Below are 21915 nucleotides of genomic sequence, written 5' to 3'. Positions count from 1 at the left end.
GCTCAGTACTTCCAGCGGTACGCCGCCGCGATCTGCTCGTCGTCCAGCTCGGCCACGGAATCGCTCTCTCCGAAGCGCACGGCGACCACGGCGTCGGCGAGAACCGGGCCCAGCGCGGCCCGCAGCTGTTCGTCGGCGCGGAAGGCCCGGACCGCCTGGGAGAGAGAGGTCGGCAGCCGGCGTACGCCCATGGCGGAGGCCCGCTCGGCGGGGAGCAGGGCCGGATCCCCGGTGATCTCCCTGGGCAGCGGCAGGGCCGAGGTCAGCCCGTCGAGTCCGGCGGCGATCAGACCGGTGAACGCGAGATACGGGTTCGCGGCCAGGTCGACCGGCTTCAGCTCCAGGTTCGCGGCCCGATGAGTCCGGCCCGCCGTGCCGGTCACGATCCGGACCGCCGCCTCCCGGGCCTCACGGCCCCAGGCGGTGAACACCCCGGCCCACTGGGACGGTTTGAGGCGCAGATAGCTGGCCGGGCTCGGCGCGGTCAGGGCCGCGAGCGCGTGCAGGTGGGCGAGGACACCCGCGACGAACGACTCGGCCTCGGGCGTCATGCCGTACCGGCCCTTGCCGCTGGAGTGCAGGTTCTCGCCGTCGCGCCAGGCGGAGAGGTGGAGGTGGCCGCCATTGCCGACGCCCTCCGCGAAGACCGCCGGGGCGAAGGAGACGACGAGCCCGTGCCGCTGGGCCACCGCCCGGATCGTCTGCCGTACGAGCACGCTGACGTCGGCCGCCGCCACCGGATCCAGCGCGCCCGTCGAGATCTCGAACTGCCCGGCCGCGTACTCGGGGTGGAGCTGCTCCACCTCGATGCCCTGCTCGGCGCAGGCCGCCAGCAGGTCGGCCGCATAGTCGCCGAGCTCCACCTGGCGGGTGGCACCGTACGCCGGTCCCGACACGGCGGGCACGAAGTCACCCTCCGCCGCCGGGCCCCGGCCCACCGCCCACTCGATCTCGATGCCCGCCTTGAAGGTGATCCCGTGCCGCTCGGCCGCCTCGGTGACGATCCGCCTGAGGACCGTGCGGGAACAGCCCGGATGGCGCTCGCCCTCCTGTGTGATCCGGTCGACCGGTGCCCATGCCCAGCCGGGCTGCCCGGCCAGTGCCACGAGCCGGTCGAGATCGGGGTACAGGCGCAGATCGCCGTCGGGGGAGCCCAGGGTGTCCGTGGTGACGATGGAGTCGTTCGCCAGGAAGGTGTCGAACACCGGCGACATGCCCACGCCCCAGGCCGCGGCGGACGGCAGCTTCGCCGTCGGGATCGTCTTCACCCGGCAGATGCCCGCGGTGTCGACATAGGCCAGGACCACGCCGTGCACACCCTTCGCGGACAGCTCCTCGCTCAGTGCGGCGGCCCGGTCCACCTCCCCGGGACGGCCTCCGGGGACGGGGTCGGCAAGGGTGGTCATACGTCCTCCACGACGGGCTCGGCCGATCGGATCCCGCGTCAGGGTTTCACGGCCACCGCACCGAACTGCGGTACCACGGCCGGGGAGTCGGACTCGGCACGCCACTGCGAGCAGGAGACCAGGCCCGGTTCGAGGAGATCGAGTCCCTCGAAGAAGGTGGCGATGTCCTCGCCGCTGCGGGCCGTGATCGGCGGAGTGGCGTTCTCGTTCCAGAACTTCATGGCCGGGATCTGCCCCTCGCCGCCGAGGTCGGCGTCGAACGTGGGGTGCGTCAGGGCCAGATGGCTGCCGGCGGGCATCGCGGCCATGATCTCGCGCGCGATCCTGCGCGCCTCGTCGGTGTCGAGGACGAAGTTGAGGATTCCGAGCATCATCACCGCGACCGGCTTGCTGAAGTCCAGGGTCCCCGCGGCCCGTTCGAGGATGGCGGCCGGGTCGTGGACATCGGCGTCGATGTAGTCGGTGACGCCCTCGTGGGTGCTGGTCAGCAGGGTGCGGGCGTGGACGAGGACGATCGGGTCGTTGTCGACGTAGACGATCCGTGAGTCGGGCGCGATGCGTTGGGCGATCTCGTGGGTGTTGTCCACCGTCGGCAGCCCGGTGCCGACGTCGAGGAACTGCCGGATGCCCTGCTCCTCGGCGAGGAAGCGCACCGAGCGGCCCAGGAACCAGCGGTCCGCGCGGGCGATCTCCCGGATGATGGGGAACATCCCGGCGACGTGGTCGCCGACCCGCTGGTCGACCTCGTAGTTGTCCTTGCCGCCGATCCAGTAGTTCCACACGCGCGCGTTGTGCGCCACACCTGTGTTCAGCCTCGCCGACGCACCCGACGAGGTGTGGCTCTCGCTCACGACTGTGCTCCTTCTCGCGCCTGCGGCCGTTGCCGCCATTGTGCCGTCCGATGATCAGCTTGTCCTGGAAACCGCGACTCGAACGCCCTGTCCGAGGTGCCGGGCGCCCTCCCGGCGGTGACACTGGCCCGGTACGCCCCGCCCCTGCCCGCGGACTGCCAGGAGTGAGCATGCTGCCCGGATTCCTCGTCAGGGTCGTCGGGTTGATGCTCGGCCGGGAGGGGCGCTCGCTCCACATGAAGGCGGCGGGCGGTGCGACCCTCGTGCTCCTCGCGGTGATGCTGACGGGTTCCTGGGCGGTGCTCGTCGCCGAGGAGCAGACGCGTGGCGCGAACCTCACGTCCTACCCGAAAGCCCTGTGGTGGTCGGTGGAGACGGCGACGACCGTCGGATACGGCGACTTCTACCCCGTCACCTGGTGGGGCCGGGTCGTCGGCACGGTGGTCATGGTCGTCGGGATCACGACGTACGGCATGGTCACGGCGGCGCTCGCCACCTGGTTCGTGGGGCGGGAGCAGAAGCGCCTGCACTCTGTGGGTGCCCGGACGGTGCATGCCCTGCACGAGCGGTTCGACCGGCTGGAAGAACTGCTGGAGGCCAAGAAGAACGGGTGACTCAGCTCTCCGGCCGCGCGTGCCCGTGCTGCCAGGCCCAGGCGGCGATCTCCACGCGGTTCCGTGCGGCCAGTTTCAGCTGGACGCTGGACAGGTGGGTCTTGACCGTGGAGAGGGAGACGTACAGCTCGGCGGCGATCTCGGCGTTCGTACGGCCGAGGGCGACCCGGCGGACCACGTCGAGCTCACGGTCGGTCAGGGGTTCGGTGGCCGGTGCGGGGCGGGCCGCGACGACCGGCGCGGGCGCCGGGCCCTGCGTCAGGTGCCGGAGCAGGCGCACGGTGACCGAGGGGGAGACCAGCGAGTCACCGGCCGCGGCGGCACGGACCGCCTCGGCGAGGAGGGTGGGCCCGGAGTCCTTCAGCAAGAACCCGCAGGCACCGCCGCGCAGCGCGCCGTAGACGTACTCGTCGAGGTCGAAGGTGGTGACCACGACCACCCGCAGGGGATCGGCGACCTCGGGCCCCGCCAGCAGCCGGGTCGCCTCCAGCCCGTCCAGCTTCGGCATCCGGATGTCCAGCAGACACACATCGGGCCGCGCCTCCCGGGCCAGCCGCACCGCCGTCTCCCCGTCGGCGGCCTCGGCGACCACGGTGATGTCCGGCTGCGCGTCCAGGAAGAAACGGAAGCCGGTACGGACCATGTCCTGGTCATCGGCGATCAGCACACGGATGGGCACGGCCGGCGGGGTGGGGCTCGTCATGGGTCGATCATGCCTCAGGGAGAGACGGGCGCGATGGCGCTGTGGACGGGGCGGAACGGGACGGGACGGGCTTGTGGCACCGGGCCCGGCCGGAGGGTGACGGTCGGGCCCGGTGCCGGTTCGAGGGCGGGTTGTGTCCTGGTCAGGGCTGGTGCTTCGCACCAGTTCCCGAGGCGGCGCGAGGACGCCATCGGGTCCATGCCGGGCCGGGAGCCGACGGTGGGGCGCCCGACCGGCCCCGCCGCTCGGGCGGGGGCCTGCTCCTGGTCGGCACTGCCTACGCCGGAGGGGCACGCCGGGCCGGGAGCTGATGGGCGTCCGTTCGTCTGGTCGTCAGGTCGGCGGGCTCGCACCCCGCTCTGGCGGGAGCCGACTTGTGGCCGGCACTGCCTACGCCGGAGGGGCACGCCGGGCCGGGAGCCGATGGGCGTCCGGTCGGCCGGCGCGCCCACCGCTCTGGCGGGAGCCGGCTCGTATGCCTCGGCACCGCCTCCGAGCAGCGGGAGCCGCTCCGGCCTGTGTCTCAGTCCGTGCTCCGCGCCGCGTCCTCCGTCACTCTCCGCAGCAACGGCCTGCTGCCGCCGATCGCCGCGAACATCGCCAGCGCGCCCACGGCCACGCACACGCCCAGTTCCAGGACACCCGTCATATTGATCGAGGCGCCGACGGCCTGGTTGAGGCGGTAGGAGACGTAGACGCCGACGGCGGTGGTGCCGCCGGCCAGGACGACCAGGGGGATCACCGTCTCGCGGACGCGAGCCCGGTCCAGCACCTTGAGGGGAGTGCCGGCCAGGCGGAGAAGGCCGTAGATCCGGCGTCGATCCAGGACACCCGCGGCGGCGGTGAGGCCGGCCGAAGTGGTGGCGACGAGGAAGCTCAGCGCCAGAGTCGCCGTGCTGACCTCGGCGAAGCGGCCGATGGCGGTACGGTCGCCCGCCGTCACGTAGTCCTGGGTGAGGGGCGGCCGCGCCGGGTTCGCGGCCGTCAACGCGGTGACGGCGGTGTCGAGACGGGCCCGGCCGCCGCCGGATATGTGGGCGACCACGCCCGGTGTGCCGCTCAGCAGCCCGTCCCAGTCGTCCTCGCCCACCGTGTCGAAGGTGGCGGTGACACCGGCGTCACGGAGCAGCGTACGGACCTGGGAGGCGTGCGCACCGGCCACCGCGACCTGGTCCCGGTGGGCCGAGCCGTCCATGCCGACCATGCTTACGGCGAAGAACCCCGCCGCGAACCCGGCCAGCACCAGACCGCTGACCGTACGCCAGGCACCGCGCGGGTCGTCGCTCAGACGACGGCCCGCCAGCAGGGTCGCCGGGCCCCGGGCGAAGCGGCCGACCAGTCGGCCGAGCCGGTCCACCACCCACGGCCCGACCAGCCAGAACGCTCCGTAGAACAGCAGCAGCAGACCGATCACCTGCCGGGTCGACAGCTGCCCGCCGCCCGTGGAGCCCCACAGATACAGCAGGACCACGACGAACAGGACGAGCCGGATGATCCTGGTCCGCCGCGGGTCCGCCTGCTGGGCGACACCGAGCGGCGAGGTCGCCACCCGACGCAGCATCGACACCGCGCTGAGAGTGATGAGCCCGGTGACCGCCACGACGACCGTCGCCAGCCACGGCAGCCCCACCCACAGCTGACTCACGTACCAACCCCCGATGCCGTACGGGATCTCGGCGAGCAGGGGCAGCAGTCCCGCGTACAGCGCCGCACCGGTCAGGGCACCGGCCGCCCCGAGCGCCGCGGTCTCCAGCGCGGTCATGCCGATGATCTGCCGCGGGGTCGCCCCGGCCAGTCGCAGCGCGGCCAGTTGCTGCTCGCGCCGGGCCGCGCCGAGCCGCCCGGAGGCCGCCGCGAGGACCACCACCGGCATCACCAGCAGCGCCATACCCACCAGGGCGATCTGTTGATCGTAGGCGGTGAACAGGCTCGCGTGGGTGCCCGAGAAGCCGGTGATCTCGGCACGCGCCGCCTGATCGATGTCGGAGACCGTGGACCCCTCGGCCGCTCTGGACACCGCGGGATCGGTCGGGGCCCGCCCGACGACGGCCACCAGCTCGTCCGGCGAGGCCAGACCGGCGGCGCCGATCGTGCCGTACGAGGACACCTTCGGGAAGCGGTCGGCCAGTTGGTTCGCGGGCAGCTCGTGCAGCAGCGAGGCCAGGGCGGGGGAGACATACACCTCGCCCTTCGCCGGGAAGGACGTCAGGCCGGGCGGTGCGGGGGTGCCGCTGCGCCCGGGGAGTTGGGCGAGGGAGACGACGGTGACCGGCTCGTGGCGGACGTATGTCGTCGCGAGCGCCTGGATCGCGGTGCCGTGCTTCGCCGGCTGGGGGGTGCGCCAGGCGGTGCGGTCGGCGCGGGCGCCGGAGCCGAGGGCGGCGGCGACGATGACCAGCAGGACGAGCGTGCCGACCGCGGCCGCGCCGGCCGCCAGCAGCCGGCTCTGCAGGCCACGGCGGCCGGAGGACCGGACGATGTGCCAGGTCAGCGGAATGAGGGGGGAACGCATGGCATCTCCTGCCGCTCAGGCGACCGTGTATGGGCTGTGGCCACTGACGCGGCCGTCGCGAACCTGGAGGACCCGGTCGCAGTGGCCGGCGACCTCCGCGTCGTGGGTGACCACCACCAGGGCGGCACCCTGTTCCCGTGTGACAGACGTCAGCAGCCGGACCACCTCCGCGCTCGTGGCCTGGTCCAGGGCGCCGGTCGGCTCGTCGGCGAAGACCACGTCCGGTTCGACCGCCAGGGCCCGGGCGATCGCCACGCGCTGGGCCTGACCGCCGGAGAGCTGACCGGGCCTGCGGTGCGCGAGGCCGTCTAGGCCCAGCGGCGCGAACCAGCGGCGGGCCCGCTCGACGGCCTGTCTGCGGGGCATGCCCTCCAGCATCAGCGGCAGCGCGACGTTCTCCTCGGCGGGCAGCTCCGGGAGCAGCTGACCCGACTGGAAGACGAACCCGAACCGCTTGCGGCGCAGCGCGCTCAGTCTGTTCTCGCCGAGCCGGTCGATGCGCTCGCCGCGCAGCAGCACCTCGCCGCCGTCCGGTCGGACGATCCCCGCGAGAGTGTGCAGCAGGGTGGACTTGCCGGAGCCGGACGGGCCCATGATCGCCAGCGAGTCGCGCTCGCGGACATCGACGTCCACTCCGGCGAGCGCGGTGGTGGAGCCGTACTTCTTGACGAGGCCGTAACCGGCCAGGACGGTGTTCATGATGTGAGCCGGTCCTCTTGTCAGCGGTCTTGTCAGCGGCCGAATTTCCAGGTGACGGACGTGTCCGAGGCCTTGACCACGGTCACCGGTATGTCCACGGTCCCGCCGCCGCTCCTCGTGCCGGTGCAGGTGAGGGTGGCGCCGGCGACGGCCTTGAGCCCGCTCGGGCACGAGACGTCGGTGACCTTCACGCCGACCCACGGCAGCGGGTGGTACTTGCTCTGGGTGCGGCCCTCGACGACGTACGCGGCCAGTGCCTTGTGGCCGCCGACGGACGCCGAGCTCTGGGTGTCCAGGGAGGTGGTGGACTCGGTGCCGGCCAGGAAGTGGCTGCCGAGTCCGAAGACGACGGCCGCGCCGGCCACTGCGCCGACGGCGCCGACGAGGTACTTGCTCTGCATCACGTACTCCTGAGGACAGGGGAAGGAGGGGCCTCCGGCGGGAGAGGCGTCTCCTCGGAAGTGCCTCCACTCTCGCCCGCGGAGCCGGGCGCCCGCCTCGGCCGAACGGCCAGGGTCTCCGGGCCCGGCACGGCGGCGTCTCGACCGTTCGGCCGATCCCGTGAGCGGCGGCTGCGCATAGCGTGAACGGCATGAAGTCCGTTTCCGCCCGGGGCTGCGCAGGGGCCGCCGGCATCGGTGCCCTCGTCGCGGCGGCCGCTGTCGACCTCTTCGCCTCGGGCACCGACAAGGGCGTCGGCTGGCCGCAGGCGGCCGTGCTGCTGCTCGGCACCGCCGCCGTACTGTGGCCGGCCCACCGGCGCCCGCCCTGGCTCACCCCCCAACTGCGCGCCGCCGTGCCGGCCTTGGCCTCCCTCCTGTGCACGGCTGACTCCGTGCTGCGCTCCGGTGCCCTGTTCGGACCTGGCGAGCCGGCGATCCTGCTGTGCCTGCTGTTCGTCGCGGTACGGCACTGTCCGCGCTCCTCGGTGATGGCGTGCGCGACGCTCGACGGCGCCGCCGTCCTCGCGTTGCCGGTACGGCCGTTCCTCGACGACGAGGACATCATGCTGGCGTACATGCTGATCGGGTTCGTCCTGATCGGCCTCACCGTGGCGTTCGCCGCGTATCTGCGCTCGCAGGACTACCGGCGGACCGTCGCCGTCAGCGAGACCCGGCGGGCGGAGCGCCTGGCCATCGCCGCCGACCTGCACGACTTCGTCGCCCACCATGTCACCGGCATCCTGGTCCAGACCCAGGTGGCGCGCATGATGGCGGACACCGGCGCCGACGAACTCGACCCGGTCCTCGCGGGTATCGAGCGGGCCGCGACCGAGGCGCTGGCCTCGATGCGCCGTACGGTCGGTGTGCTGCGCGACACCGAGGACCCGGCCGACCGGCGCCCGGTGGGCGACCTCGCGGGCGTCACCGGTCTCATAGAAGGTTTCGCGAGTCCCATCCAGAAAGCCGCCCTCAACCGCGCACCCGAGGTGCCCGACGACCTTCCGCACGAGGTTCAGGCGGCCGCCTTCCGCGTGGTGCAGGAGGCGCTGACCAACGTACGGCGACACGCGGGCGACGCCGGCCAGGTCACCGTGGAGCTGCGCTACGAGCGGGCCCGCCTTGAGGTGACGGTGTCCGACGACGGGCGCGGCGGCAGCCAGTTGCCGCCGGCGGCGCACGGGGGCGGCTTCGGCCTCGTCGGCCTGAAGGAACGGGTGACGGCCCTCGGCGGCGAACTGCACGCGGGACCGCGGGCGGAGTACGGGTGGGAGGTGCGGGCGCTGCTTCCGGGATGACGGGGGGCTCGAGGGCGGCGGGGGCGCGGGTGGTCTCTGCCGGATGGCACGCGGGCTCTTGCCGTGGGTACGGGGCTCCCGTTGAGGTGCGGGTGTTCTGTCCCGGAGACGCGCGCAGTCTTCCCCGGACGGCGCGAGAGCTTCTCCCAGGACTGCGGGCGGCCCAATCCAGGCGTACTCGGCGCTCTCGCCCCGATCACGTGGGCAGTCTTCCCCCGCCGTGGGGCCGGGCTGTTCAATGGTGCTGCACAGGAGAGGAGCCCGCCCGTGTCCCCTGTTCCCGTGCCGGCCGTCGGGGCGCGCATTCGGCAGGCGCGGCTGGAGCGTGGTCTGGGGTTGCGTGCCCTGGCCCGTGAGGTCGGCGTCTCCGCGAGTCTGGTCTCCCAGATAGAGACCGGGAAGAGCCAGCCGTCGGTCAGCACCCTGTACGCCATCACCACGGCTCTCGGCATCTCCGTCGAGTCGCTCTTCGATGGCCGGGAGGCCGCTGCGGCGCGTGAGGCCTCCGTCGTACACGCCCTGGCGGCCTTCGCGGCCGACCCCGGCCGACGCATCGGCCCCCTGGTCGGCCCCGGTGAGCGGGAGGTACTGGAGCTGGACTCCGGTGTCGTGTGGGAGCGGCTCGGGCACGTCCCCGGCACGGACGTGGACTTCCTGCTCGTCACGTACCGGCCCGGCGGCTCCTCGTCGGGCTCGGGCGGCCTGATGCGGCACGCCGGCACCGAGTACGGCTATCTGATTTCCGGCGAACTCGTCCTCACCCTCGGCTTCGACGAGCAGGTCCTGCGCCCCGGCGACGCCGTCAGCTTCGAGTCCACCACCCCCCACCGGTACCGCAACGACGGCGACGAACCGGCCGTCGGTGTCTGGTTCGTGTCGAGCCAAACTGTTCAGTGACGCTTGACACTCCTCGCGGACGGTCGTTGACTCGATGGTGGGGGTGGTCGCGATGGCGATCCGTACATACGGCCCCAATGCCGTCGACTGGGAGGAGCGCGTCGACCTGGACCGGCTGCGCAGACAGCGCCTGGCCCGCCTCCACGACACGCTGAACCGCTCCGAACTGGGCGCCGTGCTCAGCTTCGACTTCGCCAACATCCGCTACATGACCGCCACCCACATCGGCACCTGGGCGATGGACAAGCTGATCCGCTTCGCCCTGCTGGTCCGCGGCGGCGAACCGATCGTCTGGGACTTCGGCTCCGCCGCCCGCCACCACCAGCTCTACAACCCGTGGCTCGACCACAGCGACGGCAAGGACGGCCCGCCCACTGGCCCGCCCACCGGAGCCCGCGCCGGCATCTCCACCCTGCGCGGCGCCTTCCACCCGGGCGCGGGGATCGCCGAGGACGTCGCCGCGAAGATCGCCGCCGAGCTGCGCGAGCACGGCCTCGCGAACGAACCCCTCGGCATCGACGTCGCCGAGAGCCCGTCCTCGCCGCCCTGCGCGCCGAGGGCATCGACGTCGTCGACGGCCAGCAGGTCTTCCTGGAGGCCCGCCGCATCAAGACCGGCGACGAGATCTCCCTGCTCGCCCAGGCCTGCGCGATGGTCGACGCGGCCTACGAGGAGCTCTACGCCCACCTGCGCCCCGGAGTCCGCGAGAACGAGTGCGTCGGACTGGTCAGCAAGGTCCTCTACGACCTCGGCAGCGAGTACGTCGAAGGTGTCAACGCCATCTCCGGGGAGCGCTGTTCGCCTCACCCGCACGTCTACAGCGACCGGCTGATCCGCCCCGGCGACCCTGCCTTCTTCGACATCCTGCACAGCCACCTCGGCTACCGCACCTGCTACTACCGCACCTTCGCCGTGGGCAGCGCCTCCCGCGCGCAACGGGACGCGTACACCAGGTGCCGCGAGTACATGGACCAGGCGATCGCCCTCGTGCGGCCCGGCGCCACCACCGCCGACGTCGTCCAAGTGTGGCCGCGCGCCGAGGAGTTCGGCTTCGCCGACGAGACCGCCGCCTTCGCCCTCCAGTACGGCCACGGCGTCGGCCTGTCCATCTGGGAGAAGCCCATCTTCAGCCGCCTGGTCTCCCTCGACCACCCCGAAGTCCTCGAAGAGGGCATGGTGTTCGCCCTGGAGACCTACTGGCCCGCCGCCGACGGCTGGTCCGCCGCCCGGATCGAGGAGGAACTGGTCGTCACCGCCGACGGCTGCGAGGTCATCACCAAGTTCCCGGCCGAGGAGCTCCTGGTCGCGGGACGCAAGTACTGGACGGTGGGCGGCGAACTCAACACCGCCCGGGAGGCTCAGTCCCACCTGAACACGGGGACCGGAACCGCTCACGGACACCAGGGGACCGGCGATGGACACCGCTGAACTCCTCGCCCTCTACGAGCAGATGGCCCTCATCCGCCGTACGGAGAAGGCCGCCCACGACCTGTTCCTCCAGGGGCTCGTCAAGGGCACTACCCACCTCGCGGCCGGCCACGAGGCGATCGCCGTCGGCGCGAGCGCCGCCCTGCGCGACGACGACTACGTCTTCGCCACCTATCGCGGCCACCACCACGCCATGGCCCGGGGCGCCACCCCCGAGGAGTGCCTCGCCGAACTCATGAGCAGGGCAACGGGGTTGTGCAAGGCCAAGGGCGGCTCCATGCACCTCACCAAGGCCGTGACCAACATGCTCGGCTCCTACGCCATCGTCGGCGCCCATCTCCCCATGGCGGTCGGCGCCGCCTGGTCGGCGAAGCTGCGCGGCACCGGCCAGCTCGCGGTCGCCTTCTTCGGGGACGGCGCCACCAACATCGGCGCCTTCCACGAGGCGCTGAACCTGGCCGCCGTGTGGAAACTGCCCGTGCTGTTCGTCTGCGAGAACAACCTGTACATGGAGTACACCCCGATCGCCGACGTCACGGCGGTGCCCCGCCCCGCCGCCGACCGGGCGTCCGCGTACGGCATCCCCGGCGAGGTCGTCGACGGCAACGACGTCGTCGCCGTCCAGGAGACGGTGGCACGGCTGGCGCGACGGGCCCGGGCCGGAGACGGGCCCGCCGTGCTGGAGGCCGAGACCTACCGCCACTTCGGGCACTCACGGGCCGACCCGGCGACCTACCGCCCGGCCGAGGAGGTCGAACGCTGGCTCAAGCACGACCCGTTGGACATCGCGCGAGGGCGGCTCATCGAGGCCGGGGTGCCCGAGGACACGGTCACCGCGGCCGACGAGCGCGCACGGACGGTCGTACGGGAGGCGGTCGAGGCGGCGAAGAACGCGCCGCCGCCGGATCCGCGCGAAGCGTTCACCGACGTATGGGCGGACGGGGGTGCGGCATGGCGGACGTGATCACGTATCGGGAGGCGGTCGCCGAGGGCATCGCGCGGGAGATGCGGCGCGATCCGTCCGTCGTCTGCCTGGGAGAGGACATCGGCGAGGCGGGCGGGGTGTTCAAGACCACCGCGGGGCTGCACAAGGAGTTCGGGTCCGAGCGGGTGTGGGACACGCCGATCTCCGAACAGGCCATCGTGGGCGCGGCGATGGGGGCCGCGATGACCGGGATGCGGCCCGTCGTGGAGATCATGTTCTCGGACTTCCTGGCCTGTTGCTGGGACTACCTCGCCAACGAGATACCCAAGGTGCGTTACATGACGGGCGGTCAGGTCACCGTGCCCCTCGTCGTGCGCACCGCCAACGGCGGCGGGCTCGGTTTCGGCGCCCAGCACTCGCAGGCCACCGAGAACTGGGCGCTGACCGTCCCCGGGCTGAAGATCGCCGCGCCTTCCACGCCCGCCGACGTGATCGGGATGATGGCGGCCGCGATCCGCAGTGACGACCCGGTCGTGTTCTTCGAGCACAAGGGGCTGCTGGCCACGAAGGGGCCGCCCGCGCCGCCGGACCATGTGATCGACCTGGGGCACGCCGCCGTCGTGCGTGCGGGCGCCGACGTGACGCTGGTGGCGCTCGCCTCGATGGTGCCGGTCGCGCTCACGGCCTCGGAGAGGCTCGCGCAGGAGGGCATCGACGTCGAGGTCGTCGACCTGCGCTCCCTGGTGCCGCTCGACATGGCCACCGTCCTCGCCTCGCTCGGGCGGACCTCCCGGCTGGTGACCGTCGAGGAGAACCCGTACCAGGGCGGCTGGGGGGCCACCCTGGTCTCCGTCGTGGCCGACGAGGGGTTCGGGCTGCTGGACGCGCCGGTGCGCCGCGTGGCGGGGGAGTGCGTGCCGCTGCCGTTCGCGGACGCGTTGGAGGAACAGGTCATTCCCACCGTCGACAAGGTCGTGGCGGCCGTCAGGAGCCTCGCCGCGTACTGAACATCCCCTAGGAGGAAGCGCGATGACCCATCGGACACTCCTTCGAGCCGGACACGTGCTCTCCATGGACCCCGACATCGGGGATCTGCCGAGCGGGGACGTCCTCATCGAGGACGGGAGGATCGCGGCCGTGGACCGCGAGATCGCCGCGGACGCCGAAGTTGTCGACATGACCGGCCGCATCGTGATCCCCGGCTTCGTCGACACCCACCGCCACACCTGGGAGGCCTCGATCCGGAACGTGGCGCCCGACGCCACCCTCGACGACTACTTCGTCGACATCCTCGACACCTTCGCCCCCCTCTACACCCCCGAGGACGTGTACGCGGCCAACCTCGCGGGCGCCCTGGAGTGCCTCAACGCGGGCATCACCACGCTCGTCGACTGGTCCCACATCAACAACACGCCCGAGCATCCGGACGCGGCGATCCGGGCCCTCACGGAGACCGGCATCCGCGCCCAGTACGCGTACGGCAGCGCCAACACCTCCCTCGCCGACTACTGGTTCGAGAGCAAGATCGCCATCCCCGGCGACGACGTCCGCCGTATCCGCGGCGAGTACTTCGCCTCCGACGACGGCCTGCTCACCCTCGCCCTCGCTACCCGCGGCCCCGGCTTCTGCGTGAACGACGTCGTCACCTCGGAGTGGGCCCTCGCCCGCGAGCTGGACATCCCGATCACCGTGCACGTGGCCATGGGACGGCTCGCCGGCCGCTTCGGCATGGTCAAGCAGCTCCACGACCTCGGACTGCTCGGCCCCGACACCACCTACGTCCACTGCTGCTACCTCAGCGAGGAGGAGTGGCGGCTGGTCGCCGACAGCGGCGGTACGGTCTCCGTCGCCCCGCAGGTCGAGACGCAGATGGGACACGGCTGGCCGCCGGTCATGAAGGCGATCGAGCACGGTCTGCGGCCCTCCCTCAGCATCGATGTCGTCACCACCGTGCCCGGCGACATGTTCACCCAGATCCGCGCGGCCTTCGGCGCCGAGCGCGCCCGCGTCAACGCGGACAGCTGGCAGGCGGACGTCCCGGTCCCCGACACGATGTTGACGGCACGTCAGATGCTGGAGATCGCCACCCGCAACGGCGCGCATGTCGCAGGCCTGGAGGACCGCACCGGTTCCCTCACCCCCGGCAAGCGGGCCGATGTCGTCGCCATCGACGCAACGGCCCTGAATGTGGCCCCGGTTCACGACGCGGCCGCCGCAGTGGCCCTCAGCGCCGACGTGTCCAACGTGGAGACGGTCATCGTCGACGGTGTGGTCCGCAAGCGCGACGGCAGGCTCACGGCCGACGTGGCACGGGCCCGGCGCCTGGTCGAGGAGTCCCGCGACCGGCTGCTGGCCGCGAAGGAGACCCCGGCGTGACGCGACACCTGGTGCGCCGGGCCACCGACCTCCCGGAGCCGCCGTACGACGAACACGGCTACCGGCGACGGGAGTTGGTCGGCGAGGCCGACGGCAGCTCGCACACCGGTTTCGGGGTGTGCGAGCTGCGCCCCGACGGCGCGGTCGCGGCCCATGTGCACTCGTACGAGGAGAGCTTCCACGTCCTCGACGGGACCGTGGTCCTCGATGTGCCCGAGGGGTCGTATCTGCTGGAGGAGGGCGACTACGGCCTCCTCCCGACCGGTGTCCCGCACGCCTGGCGCGGCGCCGGGGACGGTGTCGCCCGCTGGGCGGACATGCTCGCGCCGGTACCGCGGGCCCGGTACGGGTACGACACCCAGACGGTCCCTCCCTGGCCTGCGCGCCCGCCCGTCCGCATCGATGTCCGCGACCCGCGCACCCGGTCCTTCGGGCATTTCGAGCCCGTCCAGATGGACCCGGGGAAGCAGTCCCAGGACCTGCTCGCGGTGTCGGCGAGCATGCGGACCGCGCTCCTCGTCTACAGCGGGATCACCGTGAAGACGATGGTCGACAGTGATCTGGGCGCGGTGGCCTCGACGATGTTCATGGTGCAGTACGCGCCCGACGGCGTCGCAGGGACCCACGACCACCCCTTCGAGGAGACGTACCTGTTCCTCGAAGGCGAGGCGGACGCGGTGTTCGACGGTTCGCCGTACCGGCTCGGGCCGGGCGACTGCGCCTGGGCGGGGGCGGGTTGTGTGCACGGCTTCTCCAACGCCGGTGACGGGCCGCTGCGTTGGCTGGAGACCCAGGCGCCGCAGCCGCCGGTGAGGCACTCCTACCGGTTCACACGGGACTGGGAGTACCTGAGGGAGGCTTCCCGATGAGCGGTGTGGTGGTGGTCGGCGGGACCTCGGGGATCGGGCGGGAGTTCGCCCGGGTGCGCGCGCGACGCGGCGACGACGTGGTGATCACCGGTCGGGACCCGCACCGCACCGGCACCGCGGCCAAGGAGATCGGCGCCCGGGGCCTCGCCCTGGACCTCGCCCGGCCGAAGGAGATCAGCGACGCGCTGAGCGATGTGGGAGCCGTCGACCACCTGGTGATCGCGGGCGTCTCCCGCGACGAGAACCGGGTGGCCGCGTACGACATCGACGCAGCCGTCCATCTCGTCACCCTCAAACTCGTCGGCTACACCGCCGTCGTGCACGCGCTGCGGTCCCGGCTGCACGACGACAGTGCTGTCGTGCTGTTCGGCGGACAGGCCAAGGAGCGGCCCTACCCGGGGGCGACGACGGTGGCGACCGTCAACGCCGGGGTGACCGGGCTGATGCGCACCCTGGCCGTCGAACTCGCTCCCGTCCGGGTCAACGCGATCCATCCCGGTGTGGTGGGGGACAGCCCCTACTGGCGGGCCAAACCCGAAGAGATCCTGGCGGGCCTGCGGGCCAGGACCCCGACCGGACGGCTCGCGACCGTGGCGGACGTGGTGGACGGCGTGGACTTCCTGCTGTGCAACGGCTCCGTCAACGCGGTGGAGTTGAGCGTGGACGGGGGATGGCTGCTGGGGTGAGGGCCGGCTCGCGGGTTCGGCGCCCGATGCCCACCGCCCCGTGCAGGGTTCAGCGCTTGACGCCGACCGCCCCGTACAGCGACACGGGCTCGCCGTCCTCGGGCTCGTCCGGGCGCCACCGCGACAGGGACACGATCCCGGGCTCCAGCACCTCAAGTCCCTTGAACAGGCGGCTCACCTCGTCGTGCGAGCGGGCCACGAGAGTCACTCCGCTCGCCGTGTACGCCGCGATGCCCGCGTTCACCTTCTCCGGGTCGAAGTCCGCCGTCATCGCGGACAGCACCAGGCAACTGCCCGGCGCCAGCGCGTCGACCAGTGTGTCCACCAGCTCCTGGGCGCCGTCCTCGTCGGAGATGAAGTGCAGCAGTGCGACCAGCGACAGCGCGACGGGCTGATCGAAGTCGAGGACGGCGGAGGCTCCTTGGAGGATCCGCAGCGGCTCGCGGGCGTCGGCCTGGAGGTAGTGCGTCGCCCCCTCCGGCGTGCCGTGCAGCAGGGCCGCCGCGTGGGCCAGGACGATCGGGTCGTTGTCGACGTACACCACCCTGGCGTCCGGTACCGCGGACTGGGCGATCTGATGGAGGTTGGGCTCGGTGGGGATGCCGGAGCCGATGTCGAGGAACTGGCGAATTCCCGCCTCCCGTACGACGACCCGCGTGGCCCGCTCCATGAACCGGCGGTTGGCGCGGGCCTGCCGGGGAGCGTCGCCCTGCGCGGTGATCTGCCGTCCGAGCTCCTCGTCGACGGGGTAGTTGTCCTTCCCGCCGAGGAACCAGTCGTACACCCGGGCCGGATGGGGCCTGCTCGTGTCGATCCGCCGGCCGGCCGACTCGGTCCCGGTCACGCAAAACTCCTCTGCTCGACAAGATGTGCGAGCAGTGTGCCATGTCACCCGGGCGCGGCGGAGGCGGTCTTCGGCCACCCCTGCGCCGGTTGCGCCCGGTACAGCCACGGCGACGCCGCGGAGGCGGGCACCGCGCGGAAGGAACGGCACCAGCAGCCGGTACTGGGGCTGCGGGGTGTCCTTCGGCGTGATGCCCGCCTCCGCGGCGTGCGTCCGTCCGTGCGCGCCGACGCGTTCCGCTACGACGCCTCGGCCCCGGTCACCGCCTGAGCGGGTCGTGTCCGACGGACATCAGCCGCTGCCTGCGGACACTGTCCTCGGCCCGGGGTTCGTTCTCCACGTCGGCATCCGCGGTGACGGTGTCCACCACCTCGTACATGACCTCGATGTCGTCGTCGGTCAGGTCCGTGCGCCGCTTCTGGAGGATCGCGAGGACATGCTGCCCGGTCGGCTCACCCGCGTGCTCCGGCAGCGGCTCCGTGGACTCGGCGGCGTCGCTGACCCGCAGCCAGGCGGCCAGTTCCTGTGAGGTCATGTTCACCACGCGGTGGAAGTCCTCCCACAGCGCGTCGAGTTCGAGAGGGTCGGTCATCGCCTGCGCCTTTCCGTGGGGGTTTCGGGCCGGTCAGTCCCGGGGCCAGTTCTCGGCCTCGAACATCCAGCGCTGCTTCTCCAGCTCGGCGGTGATGCCGATCAGCAGGTCCTGCGTGACCGGATCGGCCTTCTCGGTGGCCTCGATGCGCTCGCGGAGCCGGCCGATGGCCGCCTCCAGCGTCTCCACGATCAACCGGACGACGTCGTCGTCCCGGATCCAGCCGTTCTTCGAGCCCGGCAGCGTGTAGGCGGCGGCGATCGTCTCGGGGCGGCCGTCGGGCGACACACCCAGGGCCGCGGCGCGCTCCGCCACCGTGTCGGAGAACGAGCGGGCCGTCGACACCACCTCGTCCAACTGGAGGTGGATGGACCGGAACCGCGGGCCCACGATGTTCCAGTGCGCCTGCTTCCCGATCAGCGACAGCCCGATGAGATCCACCAGGGTGCTCTGCAGGGCGTCCCCGGCCGTCTCGCGGGCCGAATCGGACAGGGTGCTCCTGACCACAGTCATACCGTGCTCCTCCTTCTGGCATGGTCAATGCCGGTGCGGAGCAGTTCGTCGCGCTCCTGCTCGCCGGTCCCGCCCCACACGCCCGAGGTCTGCCCACTGCTGAGCGCCAGATCGAGGCACTCGGGGGCGACCGGGCAGCGGGCGCAGACGCGTTTCGCCGCCGCCATGTCCCGCAGCGCGGGTCCTTGCGTGCCCACGGGGAAGAACAACTCGGGGTCCTCTCCCACACAGGCCGCTCGACGCAACCACTCCATGGGGGCGCGAGTGCCCCGGCCGCAATCGTGCAAACAGCGGCGTCTCAGGGTGTGAGCACACCGCCGAGGAAACCCGTCACATCTGCGAAGACCTGCGAGCTGGCAGGCGGGCCCCGTGCTCGCCCCCGTCTGCTCCGGCTATAGTCCGAAACTAGCGGTGCTAATTAAGTGTTGCCGAGGAAAATCCTCTCGGTTCCCCGGATCCCGACGGTCAGGAGTCAAGTCGTGCGCCCCGTCCACTTCGCGGCCGCCCGCCGCACCCCCATCGGCAGACTCCGCGGCGCCCTGTCCGCCGTACGCCCCGACGACCTCGCCGCCACCGTGATCCGCGCCCTGGTCGCCGACGTCCCCGCGCTCGACCCGGCGCGCATCGACGACGTCTACTGGGGCGCCGCCAACCAGGCCGGCGAGGACAACCGCAATGTGGCCCGCATGGCCGCGCTGCTCGCCGGACTGCCCGAGACCGTGCCCGGCGCCACGGTCAACCGGCTGTGCGCCTCCGGCCTGGAGGCCGTGACGCTCGCGGCCCGTACCATCGCCGCCGGTGAGGCCGACATCGTGCTCGCGGGCGGCTCCGAGTCGATGAGCCGTGCCCCCTTCGTGCTGCCCCGCCCCGACGAGGCCCTGCCGCACCGGATGGAGACCCACGACACCCGGCTCGGCTGGCGCCTGGTCAACCCGGCCATGAAGGAACTCCACGGCCTGCTGCCCATGGGCGAGACCGCCGAGGAGGTCGCCCAGCGCCACGGCATTCCGCGCGAACGCCAGGACGAGTTCGCCCTGCGCAGCCACCGCCTCGCCGCCGAGGCCCGCAAGAACGGCCACTTCGACGACGAACTCATCCCGGTGGAGCGCCCCGACGGCGTGCTCGTCGACAGCGACGAATGCATCCGCGAGGACACCTCCTACGACAAGCTGGCCCGCCTGAAGCCCGTCTTCCGGTCCGGCGGCACGGTCACCGCGGGCAACGCCTCCCCCATGAACGACGGCGCGGCAGGACTCCTCCTGGTCAGCGAAGAGGCTCTGAACGACCTGGGGCTGGAGTCCCTGGGCCGCTACGTCGCCGGCGCCTCGGCCGGCGTCCACCCCGACGTGATGGGCATCGGCCCGGTCCCCGCCACCCGCAAGGCGCTCGCCCGCGTGGACTGGAGCATCGGCGACATCGAGGAGGCCGAGTTCAACGAGGCCTTCGCCGCCCAGGCCCTGGCCTGCGTCGACGAACTCGGCATCGACCCCGAGCGGGTCAACCCGACCGGCGGCGCGATCGCGCTGGGCCACCCGCTCGGCTGCTCGGGCGCCCGCATCCTCACGACCCTGCTGCACCGGATGCGACGGACGGGGGCGGCGCGCGGACTGGCGACGATGTGTGTGGGAGTCGGCCAGGGGAGCGCGGTCCTGGTGGAACGGCACTAGCCCGAGGGCGCCGACAGGACCACTCGGCGAGACGGCACTTACGACACCGGTTACCTGCACTTAGCATCGGTCTCCGCATGGACACGATGACGCTCTGGCACATTTCCGTCTGGGGGTTCGCCGCGCTCGCCGCCGCGGCCCTGCTCGTCGGCTTCTCCAAGACGGCCGTGAGCGGGGCCAACACGGTCAGCCTCGCGATCTTCGCCGCGGTGCTGCCCGCCCGCGCCTCCACCGGCGCGCTGCTGCCGATCCTGATCGCCGGGGACGTGCTCGCGGTGCTCACCTACCGGCGGCACGCCCACTGGCCCACCCTCTGGCGGCTGTTCCCGGCGGTCGCGGTCGGCGTGGTCGCCGGCACGCTGTTCCTGCAGTGGGCGGACGACGGGATGGTACGGACGTCGATCGGCGCGATCCTGCTGTTCATGGCCGCGGTGACGGTCTGGCGCCGCCGCACGGCCGACGCGGAGCAGGACCCCGACTCGGTCGTCACCCGCACCGGCCGTGTCAAGGCCCGCTCCTACGGCGTCCTCGGCGGCTTCACCACCATGGTCGCCAACGCCGGCGGCCCGGTGATGTCGATGTACCTGCTGTCGGCGGGCTTCCGCAAACTCGGCTTCCTCGGCACCTCGGCGTTCTTCTTCCTGATCGTCAATGTCTCCAAAGTGCCCTTCAGCGTCGGCCTCGGCCTGATCGACGGCCACTCGCTGCTGCTCGACCTCGCGCTCGTGGCGTTCGTCGTGCCCGGCGCGCTCCTCGGCAAATGGGCGGTGAACCGGATCAACCAGCGGCTCTTCGAACAGCTGGTGATCGCGGCGACGATCGTGGGCGGCGTACAGCTCCTGCTCCGCTGACGCGCCGAGCGGCGCCGACAGATCCCTTGCCCCAGAGTTCCCGGCGCTCATCACCCGGCCCGCCGGGCCTCGCCCCTGACCTCGTACGCTACCCGCCATGTCCCCGCACATCCTGATCCTCGGCGGCACCACCGAGGCCCGTGAACTGGCCGCCGTGCTCGCGTCGCGGCCGGGAGTCCGCGTCACCACCTCGCTCGCGGGGCGGGTGACCCGGCCGGGCACGGTCGCGGGGGAGGTGCGGATCGGGGGGTTCGGCGGGGCGGAGGGGCTGGCCGACTGGCTGCGGGAGGAGCGGGTCGACGCACTGGTCGACGCCACGCATCCCTTCGCCCGGGCGATCACCGCCCATGCGGCCCGGGCGGCCGCCGCGACCGGCGTGCCCTCCGTGGTGCTGAGCCGCCCCGGCTGGCGGCCCGGACCGGGGGACCGCTGGCACGCGGTCGACTCCCTGGACGAGGCCGCTCAGTTGCTGCCGAGCCTCGGCCGACGCGTGTTCCTGACCACCGGCCGCACGGAACTCGCCGCCTTCGCGCACCTCACCCAACTGCACTTCCTCGTACGGTCGGTGGAGCTGCCCGAGCCGCCCATGCCCCCGCACACCGAAGTCCTCCTGGCCCGCGGCCCCTTCACGGTGACCGACGAGTCGACGCTCCTCCACGACCACTGCATCGACGTCCTGGTCACAAAGGACAGCGGGGGAACGGCCACGTCCGCCAAACTCACGGCCGCCCGCGAACTGGCCCTGCCCGTGGTGGTCGTACGCCGGCCGCCCCTCCCGGACGGGGTGAGGACGGTGCCCGACGTGGCGGGCGCGCAGGGGTGGCTGGACCAGCTCGGCACACCGTGAGGATCACCCCTGCCTACGGGGCGGTCCGCCGGGTGCCCACCCGGCTTCCGGCGCCTACCGCTGCTTCGGATTCCGGCGCAGCAGATACGTGTCCATGATCCAGCCCTTGCGCTCCCTGGCCTCGGCGCGCAGCCGCTCGATCCGGGGCGCGGTCTCGGCGATCGGACCGGCGGCGAGGATCTCGTCGGGCGTGCCTATGTAGGCGCCCCAGTAGATGTCGATGTCCTGGTCGGCGTACGCGCGGAAGGCCTGGTGGGCGTCGAGCATCACGACCACGTCGTCCACCCCCTCCGGGAACCCCTCGGCGAGGCGCCGCCCCGTGGTGATCTGGACGGGCCGTGCGACCCGGTTCAGCCCGGTGCGATGCCGTGCCACCAACGCCGAGACACTGCTGATGCCGGGCACGACGTCGTACTCGAAGGACACCGAGCCACGCTCCAGGATCTCCTCCAGGACGCCGAGCGTGCTGTCGTACAGCGCAGGATCCCCCCACACCAGGAACGCGCCGCTGTCCTCCTCGCCCAGTTCCTCGGAGATCAGCCGCTCGTAGATGTCGGCACGGGCGCTGCGCCAGTCACCGACGGCGGGGGAGTAGGCGGCGCCGCCCGCCGCACGGTCCCGCTCCGGGTCCCGGGCCTCGACCACCCGGTACGACCCCTCCGGTATGTGCGCGTCCAGCATGTCCCGGCGCAGCTGGGTGAGATCGCTCTTCACCTCGCCCTTGTCGAGGACGAAGAACACGTCCGTGTCCCGCAGCGCCCTGACCGCCTGGAGGGTGAGCTGCTCGGGGTCGCCCGCGCCGATACCGATGACATGAATCTTTCGCACACCCCGAGTCTGCCCCACACCACTGACAGCACGTACACCGCGTCCACCAGGGCTCCCCAGGGGCGCGGG

General features: G+C 72.0%; 23 protein-coding genes and 1 pseudogene. 13 read left to right on the top strand and 11 right to left on the bottom strand.

The window, feature by feature from the left end; translation table 11 throughout:
- Nucleotides 1–2: 2 nt before the first annotated feature.
- A complete protein-coding gene (locus ACGFWE_RS04720; RefSeq protein ID WP_393597854.1) occupies nucleotides 3–1406 on the bottom strand; it encodes a glutamine synthetase in 1404 nt (467 codons plus the stop codon).
- Nucleotides 1407–1444: 38 nt separating this feature from the next.
- Entirely contained in the window at nucleotides 1445–2257 is an 813-nt protein-coding gene (locus ACGFWE_RS04715) for an SAM-dependent methyltransferase (RefSeq protein ID WP_352380608.1), read from the bottom strand.
- 170 nt (nucleotides 2258–2427) lie between these two features.
- On the opposite strand from ACGFWE_RS04715, the gene ACGFWE_RS04710 reads away from it, so the two are divergent.
- Complete coding sequence (locus ACGFWE_RS04710) at nucleotides 2428–2871, top strand: potassium channel family protein (protein WP_352380606.1); 444 nt, start codon at nucleotides 2428–2430, stop codon at nucleotides 2869–2871.
- 1 nt (nucleotide 2872) lies between these two features.
- Here the strand turns inward: ACGFWE_RS04710 and ACGFWE_RS04705 are convergent, their stop codons facing one another.
- From ACGFWE_RS04705 to ACGFWE_RS04690, 4 genes are all read right to left on the bottom strand, one after another.
- Nucleotides 2873–3574 (bottom strand): response regulator, encoded by a 702-nt coding sequence (locus ACGFWE_RS04705; protein ID WP_393597851.1) that lies wholly within the window; start codon nucleotides 3572–3574, stop codon nucleotides 2873–2875.
- A gap of 523 nt (nucleotides 3575–4097) precedes the next feature.
- The gene (locus tag ACGFWE_RS04700; protein WP_393597849.1) at nucleotides 4098–6086 is read right to left on the bottom strand and encodes an FtsX-like permease family protein; all 1989 of its coding nucleotides are present in this window, start codon (nucleotides 6084–6086) and stop codon (nucleotides 4098–4100) included.
- A gap of 15 nt (nucleotides 6087–6101) precedes the next feature.
- Nucleotides 6102–6785, bottom strand: a complete 684-nt coding sequence (locus ACGFWE_RS04695) for an ABC transporter ATP-binding protein (RefSeq protein ID WP_352380600.1) — start codon at nucleotides 6783–6785, stop codon at nucleotides 6102–6104.
- A gap of 32 nt (nucleotides 6786–6817) precedes the next feature.
- Nucleotides 6818–7186 (bottom strand): DUF4333 domain-containing protein, encoded by a 369-nt coding sequence (locus ACGFWE_RS04690; protein WP_393597847.1) that lies wholly within the window; start codon nucleotides 7184–7186, stop codon nucleotides 6818–6820.
- A 191-nt stretch (nucleotides 7187–7377) separates the two neighbouring features.
- Here ACGFWE_RS04690 and ACGFWE_RS04685 point away from each other — a divergent pair, with 191 nt between their 5' ends.
- The 8 genes and pseudogenes from ACGFWE_RS04685 to ACGFWE_RS04650 all read left to right on the top strand — a co-directional run bounded on the left by ACGFWE_RS04685 (nucleotide 7378) and on the right by ACGFWE_RS04650 (nucleotide 15704).
- Nucleotides 7378–8523 (top strand): sensor histidine kinase, encoded by a 1146-nt coding sequence (locus tag ACGFWE_RS04685; protein ID WP_393597845.1) that lies wholly within the window; start codon nucleotides 7378–7380, stop codon nucleotides 8521–8523.
- Nucleotides 8524–8790: 267 nt separating this feature from the next.
- Entirely contained in the window at nucleotides 8791–9420 is a 630-nt protein-coding gene (locus ACGFWE_RS04680; RefSeq protein WP_393597843.1) for a helix-turn-helix domain-containing protein, read from the top strand.
- Between the two features lie 52 nt (nucleotides 9421–9472).
- Nucleotides 9473–10848 (top strand): annotated as a pseudogene (locus ACGFWE_RS04675) (M24 family metallopeptidase).
- Nucleotides 10835–11812 carry a thiamine pyrophosphate-dependent dehydrogenase E1 component subunit alpha gene (locus ACGFWE_RS04670; protein WP_393597841.1) on the top strand — a complete coding sequence of 326 codons (978 nt, stop codon included), beginning with the start codon at nucleotides 10835–10837 and terminating at the stop codon, nucleotides 11810–11812. Before ACGFWE_RS04675 ends, ACGFWE_RS04670 begins: the two are co-directional and overlap by 14 nt.
- On the top strand, nucleotides 11800–12780 hold the full coding sequence (locus ACGFWE_RS04665; protein WP_393597839.1) for an alpha-ketoacid dehydrogenase subunit beta: 981 nt from the start codon (nucleotides 11800–11802) through the stop codon (nucleotides 12778–12780). Before ACGFWE_RS04670 ends, ACGFWE_RS04665 begins: the two co-directional genes overlap by 13 nt.
- A 22-nt stretch (nucleotides 12781–12802) precedes the next feature.
- Entirely contained in the window at nucleotides 12803–14149 is a 1347-nt protein-coding gene (locus ACGFWE_RS04660) for an amidohydrolase family protein (RefSeq protein WP_393597837.1), read from the top strand.
- Nucleotides 14146–15018: a cupin domain-containing protein gene (locus ACGFWE_RS04655; protein ID WP_393597835.1), complete on the top strand. Its 873-nt coding sequence runs from the start codon at nucleotides 14146–14148 to the stop codon at nucleotides 15016–15018. The genes ACGFWE_RS04660 and ACGFWE_RS04655 overlap by 4 nt, the downstream gene beginning before the upstream one ends.
- Complete coding sequence (locus ACGFWE_RS04650; RefSeq protein ID WP_393597833.1) at nucleotides 15015–15704, top strand: SDR family oxidoreductase; 690 nt, start codon at nucleotides 15015–15017, stop codon at nucleotides 15702–15704. The genes ACGFWE_RS04655 and ACGFWE_RS04650 overlap by 4 nt, the downstream gene beginning before the upstream one ends.
- 49 nt (nucleotides 15705–15753) lie before the next feature.
- Here the strand turns inward: ACGFWE_RS04650 and ACGFWE_RS04645 are convergent, their stop codons facing one another.
- Entirely contained in the window at nucleotides 15754–16548 is a 795-nt protein-coding gene (locus ACGFWE_RS04645) for an SAM-dependent methyltransferase (RefSeq protein ID WP_393597831.1), read from the bottom strand.
- Nucleotides 16549–16584: 36 nt separating this feature from the next.
- On the opposite strand from ACGFWE_RS04645, the gene ACGFWE_RS04640 reads away from it, so the two are divergent.
- On the top strand, nucleotides 16585–16818 hold the full coding sequence (locus ACGFWE_RS04640; RefSeq protein ID WP_393597830.1) for a hypothetical protein: 234 nt from the start codon (nucleotides 16585–16587) through the stop codon (nucleotides 16816–16818).
- Here ACGFWE_RS04640 and ACGFWE_RS04635 read toward each other — a convergent pair.
- From ACGFWE_RS04635 to ACGFWE_RS04625, 3 genes are read right to left on the bottom strand one after another with little or no spacing between them, the layout of a single operon-like run.
- Entirely contained in the window at nucleotides 16808–17140 is a 333-nt protein-coding gene (locus tag ACGFWE_RS04635; protein WP_393597828.1) for a DUF3140 domain-containing protein, read from the bottom strand. The two genes, ACGFWE_RS04640 and ACGFWE_RS04635, sit on opposite strands and share 11 nt — an antisense overlap.
- A 33-nt stretch (nucleotides 17141–17173) precedes the next feature.
- A complete protein-coding gene (locus ACGFWE_RS04630; RefSeq protein ID WP_393597826.1) occupies nucleotides 17174–17653 on the bottom strand; it encodes a Dps family protein in 480 nt (159 codons plus the stop codon).
- Nucleotides 17650–17907 (bottom strand): WhiB family transcriptional regulator, encoded by a 258-nt coding sequence (locus tag ACGFWE_RS04625; RefSeq protein ID WP_393597824.1) that lies wholly within the window; start codon nucleotides 17905–17907, stop codon nucleotides 17650–17652. The genes ACGFWE_RS04630 and ACGFWE_RS04625 overlap by 4 nt, the downstream gene beginning before the upstream one ends.
- A gap of 225 nt (nucleotides 17908–18132) precedes the next feature.
- Between ACGFWE_RS04625 and ACGFWE_RS04620 the strand changes: the two genes are divergently transcribed.
- The 3 genes from ACGFWE_RS04620 (at nucleotide 18133) to ACGFWE_RS04610 (ending at nucleotide 21018) form a co-directional block, all read left to right on the top strand.
- On the top strand, nucleotides 18133–19320 hold the full coding sequence (locus tag ACGFWE_RS04620) for a thiolase family protein (RefSeq protein ID WP_393597822.1): 1188 nt from the start codon (nucleotides 18133–18135) through the stop codon (nucleotides 19318–19320).
- A gap of 77 nt (nucleotides 19321–19397) precedes the next feature.
- Nucleotides 19398–20171 (top strand): sulfite exporter TauE/SafE family protein, encoded by a 774-nt coding sequence (locus ACGFWE_RS04615; RefSeq protein ID WP_352380572.1) that lies wholly within the window; start codon nucleotides 19398–19400, stop codon nucleotides 20169–20171.
- A gap of 97 nt (nucleotides 20172–20268) precedes the next feature.
- Nucleotides 20269–21018: a cobalt-precorrin-6A reductase gene (locus ACGFWE_RS04610; protein ID WP_393597820.1), complete on the top strand. Its 750-nt coding sequence runs from the start codon at nucleotides 20269–20271 to the stop codon at nucleotides 21016–21018.
- 54 nt (nucleotides 21019–21072) lie between these two features.
- Here ACGFWE_RS04610 and cobF read toward each other — a convergent pair whose 3' ends face one another.
- Entirely contained in the window at nucleotides 21073–21846 is a 774-nt protein-coding gene (gene cobF, locus ACGFWE_RS04605) for a precorrin-6A synthase (deacetylating) (protein WP_393597818.1), read from the bottom strand.
- Nucleotides 21847–21915 lie beyond the last annotated feature (69 nt).

The organism is Streptomyces sp. NPDC048523 (assembly GCF_043199815.1).
In the GTDB taxonomy this organism is placed as follows: Bacteria; Actinomycetota; Actinomycetes; order Streptomycetales; family Streptomycetaceae; genus Streptomyces.
This window is presented reverse-complemented; position numbering and strand designations above follow the sequence as displayed.

Excerpts from the sequence above, each read along its gene's own strand:
- ACGFWE_RS04720 (WP_393597854.1), bottom strand. The coding sequence starts at position 1,406 with ATGACCACCCTTGCCGACCCCGTCCCCGGAGGCCGTCCCGGGGAGGTG.
- ACGFWE_RS04710 (WP_352380606.1), top strand. The coding sequence starts at position 2,428 with ATGCTGCCCGGATTCCTCGTCAGGGTCGTCGGGTTGATGCTCGGCCGG.
- ACGFWE_RS04705 (WP_393597851.1), bottom strand. The coding sequence starts at position 3,574 with ATGACGAGCCCCACCCCGCCGGCCGTGCCCATCCGTGTGCTGATCGCC.
- ACGFWE_RS04700 (WP_393597849.1), bottom strand. The coding sequence starts at position 6,086 with ATGCGTTCCCCCCTCATTCCGCTGACCTGGCACATCGTCCGGTCCTCC.
- ACGFWE_RS04695 (WP_352380600.1), bottom strand. The coding sequence starts at position 6,785 with ATGAACACCGTCCTGGCCGGTTACGGCCTCGTCAAGAAGTACGGCTCC.
- ACGFWE_RS04690 (WP_393597847.1), bottom strand. The coding sequence starts at position 7,186 with ATGCAGAGCAAGTACCTCGTCGGCGCCGTCGGCGCAGTGGCCGGCGCG.
- ACGFWE_RS04685 (WP_393597845.1), top strand. The coding sequence starts at position 7,378 with ATGAAGTCCGTTTCCGCCCGGGGCTGCGCAGGGGCCGCCGGCATCGGT.
- ACGFWE_RS04670 (WP_393597841.1), top strand. The coding sequence starts at position 10,835 with ATGGACACCGCTGAACTCCTCGCCCTCTACGAGCAGATGGCCCTCATC.
- ACGFWE_RS04665 (WP_393597839.1), top strand. The coding sequence starts at position 11,800 with ATGGCGGACGTGATCACGTATCGGGAGGCGGTCGCCGAGGGCATCGCG.
- ACGFWE_RS04660 (WP_393597837.1), top strand. The coding sequence starts at position 12,803 with ATGACCCATCGGACACTCCTTCGAGCCGGACACGTGCTCTCCATGGAC.
- ACGFWE_RS04650 (WP_393597833.1), top strand. The coding sequence starts at position 15,015 with ATGAGCGGTGTGGTGGTGGTCGGCGGGACCTCGGGGATCGGGCGGGAG.
- ACGFWE_RS04635 (WP_393597828.1), bottom strand. The coding sequence starts at position 17,140 with ATGACCGACCCTCTCGAACTCGACGCGCTGTGGGAGGACTTCCACCGC.
- ACGFWE_RS04630 (WP_393597826.1), bottom strand. The coding sequence starts at position 17,653 with ATGACTGTGGTCAGGAGCACCCTGTCCGATTCGGCCCGCGAGACGGCC.
- ACGFWE_RS04625 (WP_393597824.1), bottom strand. The coding sequence starts at position 17,907 with ATGGAGTGGTTGCGTCGAGCGGCCTGTGTGGGAGAGGACCCCGAGTTG.
- ACGFWE_RS04615 (WP_352380572.1), top strand. The coding sequence starts at position 19,398 with ATGGACACGATGACGCTCTGGCACATTTCCGTCTGGGGGTTCGCCGCG.
- ACGFWE_RS04610 (WP_393597820.1), top strand. The coding sequence starts at position 20,269 with ATGTCCCCGCACATCCTGATCCTCGGCGGCACCACCGAGGCCCGTGAA.